This is a genomic window from Methanomethylovorans sp., assembly GCF_041447285.1.
In the GTDB taxonomy this organism is placed as follows: Archaea; Halobacteriota; Methanosarcinia; order Methanosarcinales; family Methanosarcinaceae; genus Methanomethylovorans.
This window is the reverse complement of record NZ_JBGMEB010000008.1, coordinates 15438-31869: the sequence shown is the minus strand read 5'-3', so window position 1 is coordinate 31869 and position 16432 is coordinate 15438. Positions and strand designations below refer to the sequence as shown.

General features: G+C 41.1%; 14 protein-coding genes. 9 read left to right on the top strand and 5 right to left on the bottom strand.

The window, feature by feature from the left end:
• Positions 1 to 514: 514 nt before the first annotated feature.
• Positions 515 to 1630 (top strand): hypothetical protein, encoded by a 1116-nt coding sequence (locus ACC612_RS05345; RefSeq protein ID WP_371853456.1) that lies wholly within the window; start codon positions 515 to 517, stop codon positions 1628 to 1630.
• A 93-nt stretch (positions 1631 to 1723) separates the two neighbouring features.
• On the opposite strand, the gene ACC612_RS05340 is transcribed toward ACC612_RS05345, so the two are convergent.
• Positions 1724 to 2686, bottom strand: a complete 963-nt coding sequence (locus tag ACC612_RS05340; protein ID WP_371853455.1) for a hypothetical protein — start codon at positions 2684 to 2686, stop codon at positions 1724 to 1726.
• 496 nt (positions 2687 to 3182) lie between these two features.
• On the opposite strand from ACC612_RS05340, the gene ftsZ reads away from it, so the two are divergent.
• The 5 genes from ftsZ (at position 3183) to ACC612_RS05315 (ending at position 9586) form a co-directional block, all read left to right on the top strand.
• A complete protein-coding gene (ftsZ, locus tag ACC612_RS05335) occupies positions 3183 to 4346 on the top strand; it encodes a cell division protein FtsZ (protein ID WP_371853454.1) in 1164 nt (387 codons plus the stop codon).
• Between the two features lie 90 nt (positions 4347 to 4436).
• On the top strand, positions 4437 to 5918 hold the full coding sequence (locus ACC612_RS05330; protein WP_371853452.1) for a dihydropteroate synthase-like protein: 1482 nt from the start codon (positions 4437 to 4439) through the stop codon (positions 5916 to 5918).
• Positions 5919 to 5927: 9 nt separating this feature from the next.
• Positions 5928 to 6389, top strand: a complete 462-nt coding sequence (locus tag ACC612_RS05325) for a hypothetical protein (protein ID WP_371853450.1) — start codon at positions 5928 to 5930, stop codon at positions 6387 to 6389.
• Positions 6390 to 6566: 177 nt separating this feature from the next.
• Positions 6567 to 8588, top strand: coding sequence for a sodium-translocating pyrophosphatase (locus tag ACC612_RS05320; RefSeq protein WP_371853449.1), 2022 nt, complete (start codon positions 6567 to 6569; stop codon positions 8586 to 8588).
• Between the two features lie 101 nt (positions 8589 to 8689).
• The gene (locus tag ACC612_RS05315) at positions 8690 to 9586 is read left to right on the top strand and encodes a hypothetical protein (RefSeq protein WP_371853448.1); all 897 of its coding nucleotides are present in this window, start codon (positions 8690 to 8692) and stop codon (positions 9584 to 9586) included.
• Positions 9587 to 9593: 7 nt separating this feature from the next.
• Here the strand turns inward: ACC612_RS05315 and ACC612_RS05310 are convergent, their stop codons facing one another.
• The gene (locus ACC612_RS05310) at positions 9594 to 10502 is read right to left on the bottom strand and encodes a TIGR00269 family protein (protein WP_371853447.1); all 909 of its coding nucleotides are present in this window, start codon (positions 10500 to 10502) and stop codon (positions 9594 to 9596) included.
• 167 nt (positions 10503 to 10669) lie between these two features.
• On the opposite strand from ACC612_RS05310, the gene ACC612_RS05305 reads away from it, so the two are divergent.
• Entirely contained in the window at positions 10670 to 12013 is a 1344-nt protein-coding gene (locus ACC612_RS05305) for a tripartite tricarboxylate transporter permease (protein WP_371853446.1), read from the top strand.
• 101 nt (positions 12014 to 12114) lie between these two features.
• Here ACC612_RS05305 and ACC612_RS05300 read toward each other — a convergent pair whose 3' ends face one another.
• The 3 genes from ACC612_RS05300 to ACC612_RS05290 all read right to left on the bottom strand — a co-directional run bounded on the left by ACC612_RS05300 (position 12115) and on the right by ACC612_RS05290 (position 14196).
• Positions 12115 to 12555, bottom strand: coding sequence for a phosphate-starvation-inducible PsiE family protein (locus tag ACC612_RS05300; RefSeq protein WP_371853445.1), 441 nt, complete (start codon positions 12553 to 12555; stop codon positions 12115 to 12117).
• Positions 12556 to 13036: 481 nt separating this feature from the next.
• Complete coding sequence (locus tag ACC612_RS05295; RefSeq protein WP_371853444.1) at positions 13037 to 13429, bottom strand: cupin domain-containing protein; 393 nt, start codon at positions 13427 to 13429, stop codon at positions 13037 to 13039.
• Positions 13429 to 14196, bottom strand: coding sequence for an AAA family ATPase (locus tag ACC612_RS05290; protein WP_371853443.1), 768 nt, complete (start codon positions 14194 to 14196; stop codon positions 13429 to 13431). Before ACC612_RS05290 ends, ACC612_RS05295 begins: the two co-directional genes overlap by 1 nt.
• A 171-nt stretch (positions 14197 to 14367) precedes the next feature.
• Between ACC612_RS05290 and ACC612_RS05285 the strand changes: the two genes are divergently transcribed.
• Together ACC612_RS05285 and aroC are read left to right on the top strand one after the other, a co-directional pair.
• Positions 14368 to 15243 (top strand): cation diffusion facilitator family transporter, encoded by an 876-nt coding sequence (locus tag ACC612_RS05285; protein ID WP_371853442.1) that lies wholly within the window; start codon positions 14368 to 14370, stop codon positions 15241 to 15243.
• A gap of 51 nt (positions 15244 to 15294) precedes the next feature.
• Positions 15295 to 16386, top strand: coding sequence for a chorismate synthase (gene aroC / locus ACC612_RS05280; protein ID WP_371853441.1), 1092 nt, complete (start codon positions 15295 to 15297; stop codon positions 16384 to 16386).
• Positions 16387 to 16432 lie beyond the last annotated feature (46 nt).

Genomic DNA, 16432 nt, shown 5'->3' with positions numbered 1-16432 from the left:
GCAATAAGGAAAGGAATAGGATATACCGTGTATTCCACATAACATCAAGCATATATATTTCGAGTAGTCATATTATGTTATAATGTCCACAATCGGGGGTTGAATGTGGGGATATCAATCCGTTTTAGGTATTGGAGGCCTATAGATGAGTGGGGAAATTGATTCACAAACAAAAAAAGTGGTAGAAATCCAAACCGAAATTCGCCAAGATTTCTGGTATAGCATTATAATGTATGTGCTTTTGAAAATTGGAATCAAGGATAATCCATCCAATAAGTCTAGAGTAAAAAGATACATTTTTTTGGCTAAACAAACTGTACTCTTATTAATTCCATTTTTATGTAGTTTGGGAGTGATAGCATCGGTGGTAAAGTACAATAATCTGAAGTTTACTAATCCACTGTTGATTATAAAAGCCCTATTTGTTATAATAGCTAGCATCTTACCGGCAACTATGTACAGTGCATTCATATCCAGAGGCATATACAGTACATTAGATGATTTTATCATTAAAATGGATAGACTTTGCCTTTTGAAACAGAAAGATGCAAATAGTCACTTGAACATAAGACCTATAAGATTTTATCTTCAGCGTTTTGAGGATCTTTATGGGTATATACCCGGAACAATTAAGGAAAAATATGAAAATGGCACATCAAAAGTTGATATTAGTGTTCGCATATACGAAGAAATTTCATTATTTGATACCATACTTGTCTCTTTAGCTACAATATTTATAACAATAGGATGGTTACTGATATTATTCCCATCGCAACCTCTGCAAGAAAACGTGATAGGAAATTCTACAAGTTTACAGCTTATAGGAACACCAGTAGTCAACTTTGCTTTTCTGGGAGCATATCTCTTTTCAATAGAAGTGTTGTGCAGACGGTATACATCCAAGGACTTGCGTGCAATTGCTTTTGCAATAGTATCAAAGAGGATACTTGTGGCTGTCATACTTGTATCGATCATAAGTCTTATACTAACAGAAGAAACTACCACAGCATCCCTATATAATTATTCTATAAATAATATTAGCAACCAAAGCTTTAATATATCAATCACGGTGCCTTCAGAAACGAATACATTCCCTTACTTCCTTTATCTTATAGCTTTTGTGATTGGATTTTTCCCAGAAGTGGCATGGGAATATATTAAGAAAAGAGTAACACCTGTAGTGATACCCAGTTTGAAGAAAGACTTACCACTAAGTGACTTGGACGGTATAACTTTTTGGGATGAATCCAGATTACAGGAAGAGGATATTGAGGATATGCCTCAGATGGCCACAGCAGATATTGTAGATCTATTCCTTGATACAAAAATACCATCTGATAGAATCATTGACTGGGTAGACCAGGCAATTCTCTATAAATGTTTGGCAACTGAAGATGCTAGTAATTCGTTAAAGGCAAAATTACAGGTCAAAGGCATACGCACAGCTTCTTCTTTTATTAAAAACTATAGAGAACTATTGAAAGATCAGAATTTCGATAAACAATCCATAAAATATATTATGAGATCACTAGCTACTTATTCGAACTTAAAACTTGTATTGAATTGGAAGAAGATGGGGGGCATATGTGAGGAATTATGTAAGGAATTAAAAAAAGATGTTCCGTATTAACAAAATCCAAACAGTAGAATACTAAATGTGATACATTTAAACAATGAACCTGCAAAAAGAGGGCGTCTAATTGCACCCATCTTTCTGCCGCGCTCAACGTTTTTTCATTTTTTCCAGTTTTTTCTTTATTAAAGATGCCTCTTTTTTGTATTTGGCAGACATTGCACTGTGAACATCTTCACCTATGATCTTTTCCTTTAGATCCGAATCAATTGTGGAAAGGACTTTCTGTATTGCGGCGTACCTGTATTCCAGCTCCCGGTTGTCCACATTTTTATGCGTATTTTTGTTCTTTTTATTCACATAGATAGCTCCACCAAGAGCGAGCAGACCGGCAATGAAGAACAAAGCCGAAAAGTACATGAAATTATTCGATCCCCTTTGCTCTTTTGTGGACACGCTGATATCATTGAAGGAAGGATGGGAAAAAGAGAAGGTTGTTATGTTACCTTCTTTTTGGGAATTTGACGACAATAAAATCCCATTTTCATCAAATACCACTGGGTCAACATTTTGATTCGTTTTTACGTTAAGAACAAGAGAGTGAATGGAAGATGGTTGATATCCTGGCACAGTTAGTACTTTGGTGAACTGTCCATTAGATTTTTCAGGCAAAAGGTATACCAAACTATACAACTGTGGCGATTCTGAAGATATAGAAGGGACATTGTCACTAAAGGAGAAAAGGTCACCTGTCCGGTTATATTCTAAGTCTACGGCAGAAGTGACATTGGACATATCTTGTTTTTGAAAACGCATAATAACAGCATCTTGTGGTACTGAAAGACCTATTGTGGTGATATTTCCTTCACCGGATAAAGTCCATGTTTCCTGAGCAAGTATCTCGTCTGCAAAGCTCATATCCAGATCAATTATGTACTGCTGGAAAGATATTCCTGCAATATCACTATAATTTCCGGCATCGAGAACGGTGATGTCATCTGCCGCAATGGCAGAAGGCATTAAAAAGAGGAATAGAATTACAAAAAACAATTGCTTTAACCATACAATGGCCATTCTATGATCCTGCTTTCTATGCTTTGAACGAAGATTCATAAACACATCCCTTATATTGCATTCATGTATGACAATTGTTATATGTTTTTGCTTTCAGTGACTATCGTGAACTATTATAAATCCAGCCTACATTTTTTTGGCGGAACATGAAAATGGCTTCGACAAACACATATATATATATCTATCTGTAAAGTATAGCTCTGGTTAAGTTGTGCATGAAGATGATAGATGCCAGAAGATGGTGGTAATTGGGTCGCCGTTAGTCTGGAAACTGTCTGACATCTGCAGACTTCCACAATTATACTACAAGAGAGAAAGGGAAGAGGCAAGCTGTCCTGCACCATAGCATTGAGCTTACCTCTAGCTTTAAATATAAACGCATAAGTATAATAACAAGTAAATGTATATAGTCACTCTAGCGTAATGATACAATTCCGCATATAAGGAATTCATGGAAACCCACATATTACAGCTTATGGGGTCATTCACATGTTCATTACACAAGTGTACTCAGTAATCCAATGAGGGGATGAACGTGCAATCCATAGTACAGGAAGCATTAAAACACACAGAGAAGGATAGAGAGTATAGAAAAACAGTAGCAGTGGATGATCAGCTTGACGGTTTTGGAATGCCGCGTATCACGATCGTGGGTTGTGGTGGCGCAGGAAACAATACTGTAAACAGACTCTACAACATCGGCATAGATGGTGCAGAAACCATTGCTATTAACACAGACAAACAGCATCTCGATAATATACGAGCTGACAAGAAGATCCTCGTCGGTAAAACGCTTACCCGCGGACTTGGTGCAGGTGGATATCCGGAAGTTGGTGCAAAAGCTGCAGAACTGGCCCGCGGCACTCTTGAAGATATTTTTAAGGAAAGTGACCTTGTATTTATCACTGCAGGAATGGGTGGAGGTACTGGTACCGGTGTAGCACCTGTTGTGGCAGAGATCGCAAAAGAACAGGGAGCCATAGTAGTAGGCATGGTTTCCAGTCCATTCAGAGTAGAAAGAGCAAGGACCGTCAAGGCAGAAGAAGGACTTGAGGACCTGCGCAAAGCTGCAGACACTGTGATCGTGCTTGACAATAACAGATTGCTGGAATACGTACCAAACTTGCCCATAGAACAGGCATTTTCAGTCATGGACCAGCTCATTGCAGAAACAGTAAAAGGTATCACTGAGACCATCACACAGCCATCTCTTATTAACCTTGACTACGCAGACATTAGAGCGATCATGGGCTGTGGTGGCGTTGCTGTCATGCTCGTAGGAGAGAGCAAGAACCAGGACAAGAGCAATGATGTAGTACGTATTGCATTGAACCATCCATTACTCGATGTAGACTACAGAGGAGCAACCGGTAGCCTTGTACACATTACAGGAGGGCCTGACCTCAGCCTGAAGGAAGCAGAAGAGATCGCTTCATCCCTTACCTATGAACTATCACCTAACGCTAATGTCATATGGGGTGCAAGGATCAGGGAAGACTATGAAGGCAAGGTACGTGTTATGGCAATTATGACAGGTGTTCAGTCTGCACAAGTACTGGGTCCGAAAAATCTAGCAAGTAGCATGCCACAGACAGCAAGCAACAGTTCACCTGCTTCTTATGGCAGAACACGCCAGTCCGTTGTTGAGCCAGTTGGCCAGAGAAGGAATGGCGGATCAATAATCGACATAATAGGCTGAACGCAATAAATCCAGGTCACATTGTTGTACCTGGCTCCTTTCTTTTTTAGCAGTAGATATTCTTTTTAACTATCTGTACAATTAGGTTACATGGATATCCTGGTTGCTACGGGAAAACTTGCACAAGATACTGTAAGGAAAGCTGTAGGTACAAAAGCACATATTATTGTACTAGATATTGATATAGCAGCATTCATAACCCCACGAAGACTGCTAGAAGCTGTTAAAGGTCAGCTTCCGCAAAAGCATTATGACATCATTTTCGTGCCAGGCATGGTATCTGGAGATTTTTCCAAAACTGCTCAAGAGCTTGGCAGTAAGATATACCTTGGCCCAAAACATGCTTATGACCTTGGATATGTTCTGGATTTTGTAGGTAAGATAGAGTTTTCCACCGAAGTTCCAGCCTGTGAACTGCTTGCAGATGTCAGAAGAAAACTGGCCCTGGAAAAAATAGAACAGATAGAAACTGACTGCAAGCCATTAATGCATATCAAAGATCTTAAGATTGGAGGAAACAGCCGTATGAAAGTACTGGCTGAGATCGTAGACGCTACAGGCATGGATTCAATTACTCTTGAAAACAAAGTACTTGCCTTTGTTAGCCGAGGCGCGGACATGATAGACCTTGGAGCATCCCTTAATGCTTCCCCAGAAGATGTGGAGCGTGCTATCCGAATAGCAAGGAAAGTAACCACCCTGCCGATAAGCATCGATACACTTGATCCTGCACTTCTTACCCGCGCAATAGAAACAGGTATTGACCTTTTGTTAAGTCTTGATAATAGCAATCTTGAAGAAATCGGTCCCTTGACAGCGTCTGCGGGGATTGCTGCTGTAATAATACCCGATAGCTGTGAAGGTCTTGACAGCCTTGTGAAAAACATAAGAAAAGCAAAAGAGATAGGCATTCGGAAGATAATTGCAGACCCGGTACTTGATCCAATCGGCCATGGAATCGCCACATCAATAGTACGTTACCATGAGTTTCATAAATTGTTCCCTGAGATTCCTGTTTTCTTTGGAGCAGGAAACGTAACCGAGCTAGTTGATGTTGATTCTCTGGGAGTGAACGCTACACTTTGCGGCATAGCAGCAGACATGGGAGCTAGCATACTTTTCACCCCAGAGTACAGTAATAAGACACAGGGATCTATAAGAGAACTGAAAGTCGCATCACAAATGATGATACTTGCCACAGAAAGACAGAGTTCCCCAAAGGACCTGGGCATAGACCTTATGGTACTCAAAGAAAAAAGACGCCGTACAGATGCAATAGTTCCTGCCAGATATATTGGGGCTAAAGAGCGGAAAATGTGGAAAACAGATCCAGCTGGAAGTGTGCGAATCGGAATAATCCCTGATGAGAAAAGAACATGTAAAGGCTTAATTGTCGCTGAGCACGATACCTCGGCCATTGTGGGTACGACTGCACGAGCAATACTGGATACACTTATTGATATGGAACTTGTATCTACCCTGGAACATGCTGGTTATCTTGGACGGGAGCTTAAGAAAGCAGAGATTGCCATAAAATATAATCGAAGTTATGCACAGGATGATGAATTTTAGGTGTTAATTATGATACTTCAACAGGAAGATAAGGATGCTATAGTTGCAATAGTTGCTGCGCGCCATTTCTCTGAACAGAAATGGAAATGGATTAATTTGAAAAAGGATTTACAAAAGATATTCAAATCTTTTGAGGAAATCAGAGAACAATATAATAAGTATCCATATATGAGTAAGGATTGGTACGTGGAAAATTCAGCCACTAAAGGAATACATATGTGTGATACCTGGGAAGAGCTCCAACTTCTTGCGGAATTTCTGAGGGATTATGCTCATTACTTTGATTTTATGGTGAGGTATGAAGGAGGTAAAAAGATGTTCTGCATTGCCAGCAATGATGGAAAACTCACACATGAGCAGGAAAATGCCATCACAGTTGCGAGGCGATTACGATGCAACGTTATTGTATTTTCTGTGGAAGTGCCAGATTCTATCGAATTTGATATGATGCAGATGGGAGGAGGCACATAAAGCAACTTTAATTTTATTCATACTGGTTATTCAATATAGTTCAATCAAGTTTATATACAGTATTGATGAATATTAGCCCGAACCAGTCTCATTTATGCATGAGCTGTGAATGCAGCTTATCTAAAATATAATACTTATACGTAAATCAGAAACATAGACAAATAGAGGAGTTACATAATGGATGTTTTATATTACCTGGCACCTCTTGCCGGTCTTGTCAGTCTGATATTTGCTGGCTTCTTTGCAAGCAGTGTTCTTAAAGAAGGCACTGGATCAAAAGAGATGCAGAAAATATCAGCTGCAATACAAGAAGGTGCAATGGCTTATTTGAATCGGCAGTACAAAACAATAGCTATTGTGGCAATCATTCTGGCAGTCCTAATATTCGTACTGTTGCCAGATGGAGATAAGATCGCCATCGGCTTCCTGGTGGGTGCCATAAGTTCTGCTATTGCAGGGTACATAGGAATGAACGTATCAGTCAGAGCAAACGTAAGGACAGCACATGCTGCTTCCGGTGGTCTGCAAAAGGCAATGCATGTGGCATTCCGCGGTGGCGCTGTCACAGGTCTTGCAGTAGTAGGACTTGCCTTGCTGGGTACCAGCGGATTCTACATACTATATGGTGATGTAGACCTTGTAGTAGGTTTCGGTTTTGGTGCCAGTCTTATCAGTCTGTTCGCAAGGGTGGGCGGCGGTATTTTCACAAAGGCTGCTGATGTAGGTGCAGACCTTGTAGGTAAGATCGAAGCAGGCATCCCTGAAGACGATCCACGTAATGCTGCAGTTATCGCTGACAACGTAGGAGACAACGTAGGAGATTGTGCAGGAATGGGTGCTGACCTGTTTGAGACATACGTGGTCACTGTACTCGCTTCAATGCTGCTGGGTTCACTTATAATTGATAAATTCCCCAATGCTGTCCTATACCCATTGATGCTGGGTTCGTCAGCAATTATTGCTTCTATCATATCTGTATTCTTCGTAAAGATAGGATCTGACAACAAAATAATGAAAGCACTGTACAAAGGTGTTGCAGGCTCTGCTATCATCAGTCTGGTGTTCTTCTACTTCATTACAGATATGCTGATGAATGACATGAGGATCTACCTCGCTGCTGTCATTGGTATAATAATAATGGTTCTCATGGTGGTTTTCACTGAGTACTATACTTCTACAAGTTTCCGCCCTGTTAAGACAATAGCAGCTGCATCAAAGACTGGTGCAGGAACCAACGTTATCTCTGGTCTTGCCATTGGTTTTGAGAGTACTGCTCTGCCTCTTTTGGCAATTGTAGCAGGTATCCTTGCCTCATACTTAGTTGTAGGCGGTGCAGCTGACCCATCTGTTGGTTTATACGGCATCGCTGTTGCAGCAGCTGCAATGCTTTCCACAACAGGTATGATCGTGGCGCTTGACTCTTATGGGCCAATCACCGATAACGCCGGCGGTATAGCTGAAATGGCAGGCATGCCTTCAAAAGTACGTGAAGTCACTGATGCTCTGGATGCTGTAGGTAACACCACCAAAGCAGTTACAAAAGGTTATGCGATTGGTTCTGCTGCTCTGGGTGCTCTGGCCTTGTTCGCAGATTACAAGAGCAAAGTTTCTCCCAACGGAGTTGCCCTTAATCTGAGTCTGGACCAGCCAGTCGTGCTTGTCGGTCTTTTGATCGGAGGACTTCTGCCATTCCTCTTCACAGCTGTAACAATGCAGGCTGTAGGTAAGGCGGCTGTCAAGATCGTTGATGAAGTGCGCAGACAGTTCAAGGAGATCCCCGGCATCATGGAAGGAACAGCAAAACCCGAATATGGGAAATGTGTGGACATTGTAACTGTCGCAGCTATCCATGAAATGGTCATTCCTGGTTTCCTTGCAATAGTAGTTCCATTAATAGTTGGTCTTTTACTGGGCCCATCTGCCCTTGGAGGACTGCTCATAGGACTTATTGTCGCAGGTTTACTGCTCGCCCTTACAATGGACAATGGCGGTGGAGCCTGGGATAATGCAAAGAAGTTCATAGAGAACGGAGAATATGGCGGCAAAGGCTCAGATGCACACAAGGCTGCAGTAGTAGGCGACACTGTTGGTGATCCATTTAAGGATACATCCGGTCCTGCTCTTAATGCTCTGATCAAAGTGGTAAACATGATCGCTATCCTGTTCTCAGCTTTGTTCATCGGCAAGGGACTTATCTAAATAAATTAAAACATATGAGGCCATTTGGCCTCACTCTTTTTTTTAATTCGTTGGAACACTATTTATATTAAAATGTATAAGGTAGCTACTGGAGCAGAAGCATGCATGAAGATCTGGGCACTTTACTGAACAAAGGCTATGGAACATGGAAAAGGAACATGATAATAGCAGTTCCTTTTATTCTTGATCTGATGGCAACTATCCTGTTTTCCATATTCGCGATCACCCTTTTTGTAATGGTCTTTGTACTGCCTGAAATTGCTTCATCTACCGTGGCCGATAATGTACCACCGGAAGTATATCTAGGAATACTTAGTTCACTCTTAAAAGAAAATCTTCTGCTTTTCATAATCGGCACAGTGTTCATATTAATGCTATTCTTACTAATTGGATCATTTTTTGAAGCTGGTGCTATCGGCATGTGCCGCCTTGCACTTATTAGCGGTGATACTTCCATAGGGCAAATGTGGTCCTCTGCCCGCCACCATGCATTGAACCTTCTTTTTGCCAAAACACTAGTGGGTCTTATTATAGTGGCAGGTGTGATCTTCATAGTACCTGGCGTAGTAATTTCCGGAGGACTTGAAACATTAGAATCTAATCCAACTTCCACAGGAAGCATACTGATAGGCTTAGGCACATTGTTTTGGTTCCTCTATGCCATGATCGTTGGAATATTGCTGTTCTTTGTAGAGTATGCTTTGGTAGTCGATGATCTGGACCCCATCTCAGCATTGGAGAAAAGCATTGAGTTCTTCAAAAATAATATAGGTGGCGTAATTGCGATCATCGGAATTATAGTATTTATTTCTTTGACACTGGAAATAGTGGGAAGTGCTATTAGTTCGGTCGAAGCACTTGCAGACATATGGAGCTTAGCTTACCTTTTTGTTTCTTTATTTGTGGTCAGACCTCTAACAACAATATGGATCACACGCATGTATATGGATCGCACAGGGAAGAAGCTCTACTCCTTCGATATGTATGCCTTTGAATAATAAATTTTTATTGTTTTCCAAGTAACTTACAGGCCTGACAGAGCTCGCCACTGCACGCCTGCCCGCAAATCCGGCAATTTGCGAGCTTTGCAATGGGCATTTCCCTTGAGAGAACATCTGCTATCTTATCAAACCCGCTCAGAAGGGCATATTTTGTTCCGGGGTGCTTGTCCTCAAAATCATCAAGCATTTCCCTGACTTCACCACGCATAGCCTCATGCGAATAGGGACAGGCACCGGCACTAAGAGGAAGACCACTTAAATAAGCATACATAGCAATCTCTTTTTCAGGAACAAAACGCAGAGGTTTTATCCTGAGAACCAGACCTTCCAGCTCGCATGGAGGAACAAGGCGTACCATACGTGCTACATCTCCTTTAAGATGATTGAGCATTATGGTCTGTGCTTCATCATCCAGATTGTGGCCAATTGCAAGTTTAGTGGCACCTAATTCCAGAGCCTTGCGGTTAAGAATAGATTTACGCAGGACACCACAATAACTGCACGTTCCTTTTTCACGGTCCCACGCAGCTATCTCATCCATTGTCCTGTCATATTCTTCCTTAAAAGAAAGAATAATATGTTCCACACCAAGCCTGTCGGCAAGGCCTCTTGCTTGTTCCAGAGTCTTGTGGCGATACCCTTCTATGCCTTCGTCTACTGAAAGGGCAACGAGCCGGATATCAGGGCGCTCTCCAAGAACCTTATGCAACATATAGAGCAGCACACTACTATCCTTGCCACCGCTTATAGCTACAGCTATAGTTTCATTCTTTTTTACGGGATAATGTTTGCGTATCGTGAGCTTTATCTTTCGCTCCACATCTTCCACGAAGTGTTTCTTACAAAGATGCATGCCAGAGTATCTCTGGAATATAATAGAATCGTGTTTACACTTATCACACTTGATGCTCATATGTTTATTCCTGAAGCAGAAAAGGCATCTTACTATTTAATTTTGTGGTGAACGGAATAAAGGGTTTTGAAATCTTATTAGAAGTTCTAACAACCCAGTAAATTTATAAGTATGCAAACCCTCGTACAACTATAATTTTATGAATATAAAAATAAGCGGACGATGAGATGCCCATAATTACTGAAGACCTATCATTGATCCTTTTTTTGCTCTCCATACTTGCTGGTTGTCTTATGGGTGTAGTATCAGGACTAATACCTGGGTTGCATAGCAATAATTTTGCTCTTTTGCTGGTAACTGTGTCACCTTTACTTATTGAAAGCGGCATACCACCTATATACATAATCTGCATGATCCTGGCAAACTGTATCACGCACACTTTTCATGACATAATACCTTCTATCTATCTGGGAGTTCCTAACTCGGATATGGTATTGGCAGTACTTCCAGGTCATCAGTTACTGCTTGATGGCAGAGGACCTGAAGCTATACGTCTTTCAGCCCTCGGGAGTGCAGGTTCTGTAATTGTATCCATCATCCTGCTTTTGCCTTTTGGCTTACTTTTATACACCATATATCCGCTTATACAGGACTACATTGGCTGGATACTGCTATTCATAGCTTTCCTGATGATAGTAACTGAAAAAGGAGAATATGTACCTGGACAGGGGTCCTTAGCTCATTACAGATACATATTTTATGCGTTTCTGGTATTCCTGCTGAGTGGTCTGCTTGGCATCTTTGCGTTCGGGAAAGAGAACATGGCTAACTCATTGTTCGAATCAGACAGTCCATCGATACTCCTTCCTCTGTTAAGTGGCCTGTTTGGAGCTTCCCAGCTGATAATAAGTCTGACAACCAGTTCGGTGATTCCTCCACAGCGCACTTCCATCGTCAGTCTGCCTGCCAATAGAATAATAAAAGCTATTTCCTCTGGAAGCGTTGCGGGTTCTTTTGTAGCCTGGCTTCCAGGAGTTTCATCTTCTGTCGCTACATTGCTGGCAGAACAGTTCGGCAGGCTACGTGGGAAACGAAAGTCTAGTAATACCAAATCTGACGATCCGCTAGATGAAGCAAGAGAGTTCATTATCTCGGTCTCTGGTGTAAATACTGCAAATGCTGTTTTTGGTCTATTTGTTTTTTTCTTCATTGGCAGAGCCCGTAACGGAGCAATAGTGGCAATATCATCTTTTATAGAGCCGTCAGCAATCGACATACCAATCATTCTTATTCTACTATGCGTGGTCATCCTCGCATCGATATTTTCCTATTATTCCACCATAAGAATAGGAAATACCATCCACTTGTTCATGGAAAAAATTGACTATAGAAAATTGAATATCACAGTGCTGACAGGTCTGGTATTAATGGTAGCAGTATTCACAGGTGTGTTTGGAATTGTGATTTTCCTCATGGCAACATCTATAGGATTGCTGCCTTCTTTCATGAATGTGAGAAAAAGTAATGCAATGGGAGTTATCTTACTCCCGGTTATTCTGTATTTTTTGTGATGTTGACTATAAGTTCAGATATTTTCGGCTTTCCACATACTGAATTTTCATGTATCAACACTCCTATTATGATAATGCCCTACTCAAAAAGAAAACATCATTTATTCTTCTTCGTCATCCCTTGTTTTGACTAATGTAACTATTTTATCGGTAGGATGATAATTTATGGAAACGAACCTCATTATACACAATACTAATAGCAATGCAGCAAAGACTAGCAATACGTAAATCTCAAAGTTATGACTGTATACCATGACAGTGATCTCACGCATGAGTATCAAAATGGTGGCATCGGTCACGTAAGTAATTCGGATTCTTTCTTGAACACGATAATCAGAGAAGGTCTTGAAAAGGTCAATTAAAACGAAGACTGTCAGAACATTGTACACTACCTCGTTAATATTACTCGTTTTCAACAATACAGCCCACATCGTCTGGAAAATATCGAACACTGCTAGGATAATTAACAGTAAAAGTGTGTAGAGGACGACAACTGTCAAATTAACTATTATCTTTTTAAATATTTTGTCATGTAGTTCCATTTGGATTCTCCAAAGCAACTTTATATTTTAAATGTGAGAATAACAGTACCTATAAGTACTAATTACAAAGACGGATATTCTTGTTTAGTAGAAAATCATAATTTGAACTTGCAGTAGAACCTGCGTGTTCAAAACCGCATTTTACCAGAAAAACATTCAATGATTTCATACAATATCCTCTTTTAAAATAATATATTGCTAGTTATATATAATTCTTGGCTTAATACATAATCCCAGATATTCAAAGGACGATCGTATTTGTTACAAATAAGAAATCTTGAGCTGCCACTGGATCTTTGATTTAATGGGAGGTTAAAAATATGATAAAAGTTTCTTGATACATATCTAGCTGTATCGGAGAAATCTCACCTTTCAGGACATAGCTGCAAATAATCCAGAAAACTCATAAAACCCATATATTGAAGCGGTTTTGGTTAAAAGATTATTAAAGTAAACATTGAGAAAAATAAAAATACATTTCTTATCGAGCTATATTTTCCAGAAGAGAAGTATCTTCGTGAGAATAAGCAGGTGCACAGCAGCAGAGTATCACCAGTTCCATATCAGAGATGTTCTCCACTTTATGTGCCGTACCAGGCGGTATGCAGACAGTGTCTCCGCAGTTTACTTCAAATTGCTCTTTTGCAAGAGTCATGATCCCACAGCCTGCAGTAATATGATATACCTCCTCTGTAGACTCATGCAAGTGTAACAAAGTTGCACCGCCTGGAGGGACCCTTGCTTCTGCGAGGCTCAAGTGCAAGTTGCCATGTACCGTAGGGTGCATAAGTTCCCTGATTGTAGAGCTATCCTTGGTAACATAAGGTTCCACTTGTGCATAGGTTGTTTTCAGGATATTATTCCTACTTTTCATTATACCTCCTGAAAACCATTGATCATCTGCATCATATTATCCTTGATCTGTTCCACTGCATTCACCCATTTTCCCCCAATATCAATGGGTGCAACTCCTTCAAGGTCTGCACGGACAAGGTCCTCATCATAGGGTATCTCACCAAGCACAGATATCCCTAAAGCTTCAAGCTGAGGTGTAAGGTTCACGGATTTACCCTTATTGATGACTGCTGCCAGATGTTTGATTCCTATATCCTCAGAAAGATGTTTTATCCTTTCAGCGGTTTCCAGTGACCTCTTACCTGGCTCAACAACTACTATCATAAGATCTATGCCTTTTGTAGTCCCCCTACCCAGATGTTCAATGCCTGCTTCCATATCAAGTATCACTGCACTTTTATCCTTCAGCACTACATGCCTGAGAAATGCTTTAAGGAAAGAGGATGCGGGACACATGCAACCACTACCGCCAGTATCAATGGTGCCCATCACAAGCATCTTTACATTATCCGGACCTACAACCCCGAATCTCTCCACGATGTCATCAACTTTGGGGTTGAACTTGAACATGCCTCCTTTTTCCCCCGCACGTTCTTCTATCATATCCTGATAGTCCGTAAGAGGATTTGGAGGATTAATTATGCCAATGGATGATGCAAGGTTCATGTCCGCATCGGCATCTATGGCTACTACGTCAAAACCATCCCTTGCAAGCATTCGTGCAAGAGTACCTGAAAGTGTGGTCTTACCTACACCGCCTTTACCCGTGACAGCAATTTTCACCATACATTGAACAGCATCATCATGTAAATTATAGATTCCGGTATCCTTTATGGTAGATATTGTAAGTACATGCAAAAGTAGCCATCAGAAATAAATGTAGCCTCAGCTTTATATCTTCGATTTAAAAATCATATCAATTTATATAATACTGTAATAATCTCTTCTGAGATACAGATGGATGCACGCTATAAAAAGATCCGAAATATAATGATCTTGATCTTGGTACTCAACCTGGCAGTTTCTGTTGTTAAGATCATTTATGGTAAGATAACAAATACTTTGAGTATGCAATCCGACGGTTATCATTCCATGTTTGATGGAATATCCAATGTTGTTGGACTTATAGGAATTCAAGCAGCTTCAAAACCACCAGATACAGAGCATCCTTATGGTCATCGTAAATTCGAGACAATGGCATCTGTTTTCATCGCTGTATTGCTGATGTTTGTAGGCTTCAAGATAGTGAGTGAGGCTTTTGGAAGATTTGGTAATGGATCATTGCCGGAAGTGACTGCTATTAGCTTTATGGTCATGATCGGTACAATGACAGTTAATTACCTTGTAACAACTTATGAACATCGTAACGGTGTGAAATTGCAAAGTGAAGTGCTCATTGCTGACTCCATGCACACTAAAAGTGACATTTATGTATCCCTTTCTGTCATCCTAGGACTCATTGCTATAAAAGCGGGTTTCCCTATACTGGACCCCATCATAGCGATCGTAATTTCAGTAATCATATTCTATGCAGCAATCTCCATCATTATTAAAAGCGCTTCTATTCTGTGTGACACATCCCAACTTGATGTAAAAGAAGTATACGATGTTGTGTGCGAAGTGGATGGCGTAATGGGATGCCACAACATAAGAACAAGAGGCGTTGCAGGCCACATATACATCGATTTGCACATGGAAGTGCATCCTAACATGCCTACCCATGAATCACATAGTATTGCCGATACTGTAGAATATCGGCTAAAACAACGTTTTGAAGGTGTCCAGGACGTAGTCATCCATATTGAACCTGCTCCACTTGAACCAGCATCATGAATTGAAGAGAGCGGGATAAACTATAAGAGAAGTAAGGATGATTTACTAACGATGTCTGGCAACACTTTTGGAACTGTTTTTAAAGTTACCACCTGGGGGGAATCACATGGCAATGCCCTGGGAGTAGTAGTAGATGGCACACCTGCAGGACTGTCCCTTGAAGCCTCGGTGATACAGAAAGAACTAGACAGGCGCAGACCTGGGCAAAGCAGTGCCTCTACACCCCGTAACGAATCCGATATAGTGGAGATATTGTCAGGTATATTTGAAGGAAAGACCACTGGCATGCCAATTTCCATGATGGTTCGCAACAAGGATGCAAATTCAAATGCTTATGAATATCTGCGGACAATTCCCAGACCTGGACATGCAGACCTGTTATACCAGGATAAATATGGTATGCGTGACCATAGGGGTGGAGGCAGATCATCAGGACGGGAAACCCTTGGCAGAGTAGCTGCAGGCGCCATTGCGAAACATTTGCTTTCTCTATACGGCATCACAGTTTTTGCACATGTCATCGAATTGGGTGGAATTGCAGCTTCTGAGATGACCTTTACCGAAGTGATGGAGAATGTGGAAAAGACGCCCATACGTTGTGCTGATCCTAAAGCAGCTGCAAAGATGATGGAAGCAATCGAAGATGCACGCAGAGAAGGAGACAGCCTTGGAGGCATCGTGGAAGTAGTTGCCACAGGAGTTCCCAGAGGTCTTGGAGAGCCAGTATTTGATAAACTGGATGCCGACATTGCAAAGGCATTAATGAGTATAGGGGCTGTCAAAGGACTTGAGATCGGTGCAGGCTTTGCAAGTGCACGCATGAAGGGCAGCCAAATGAACGATCCGTTCATTGTAAAAGACGAACAGATCACATGCCAGACCAACAATGCAGGAGGAATAATTGGTGGTATATCCACAGGACTTCCTATTATATGCAGGGTTGCGATCAAACCAACTCCATCCATCTCAAAGAAGCAGAAAACAGTGGATATGAAAAAGGTTCAGGAATGTGAAGTACAGGTACATGGAAGACACGACCCCACTATACCACCCAGACTTGTGCCGGTGGCCGAGTCTATGGTTGCAATAGTGATTGCAGATCACATGCTGCGTAGCGGTTTCATTAACCCTGCCTCGATTTGACGTACAACAGATATTTTTATTTTTCTGATATTCAAACCTACCTTCT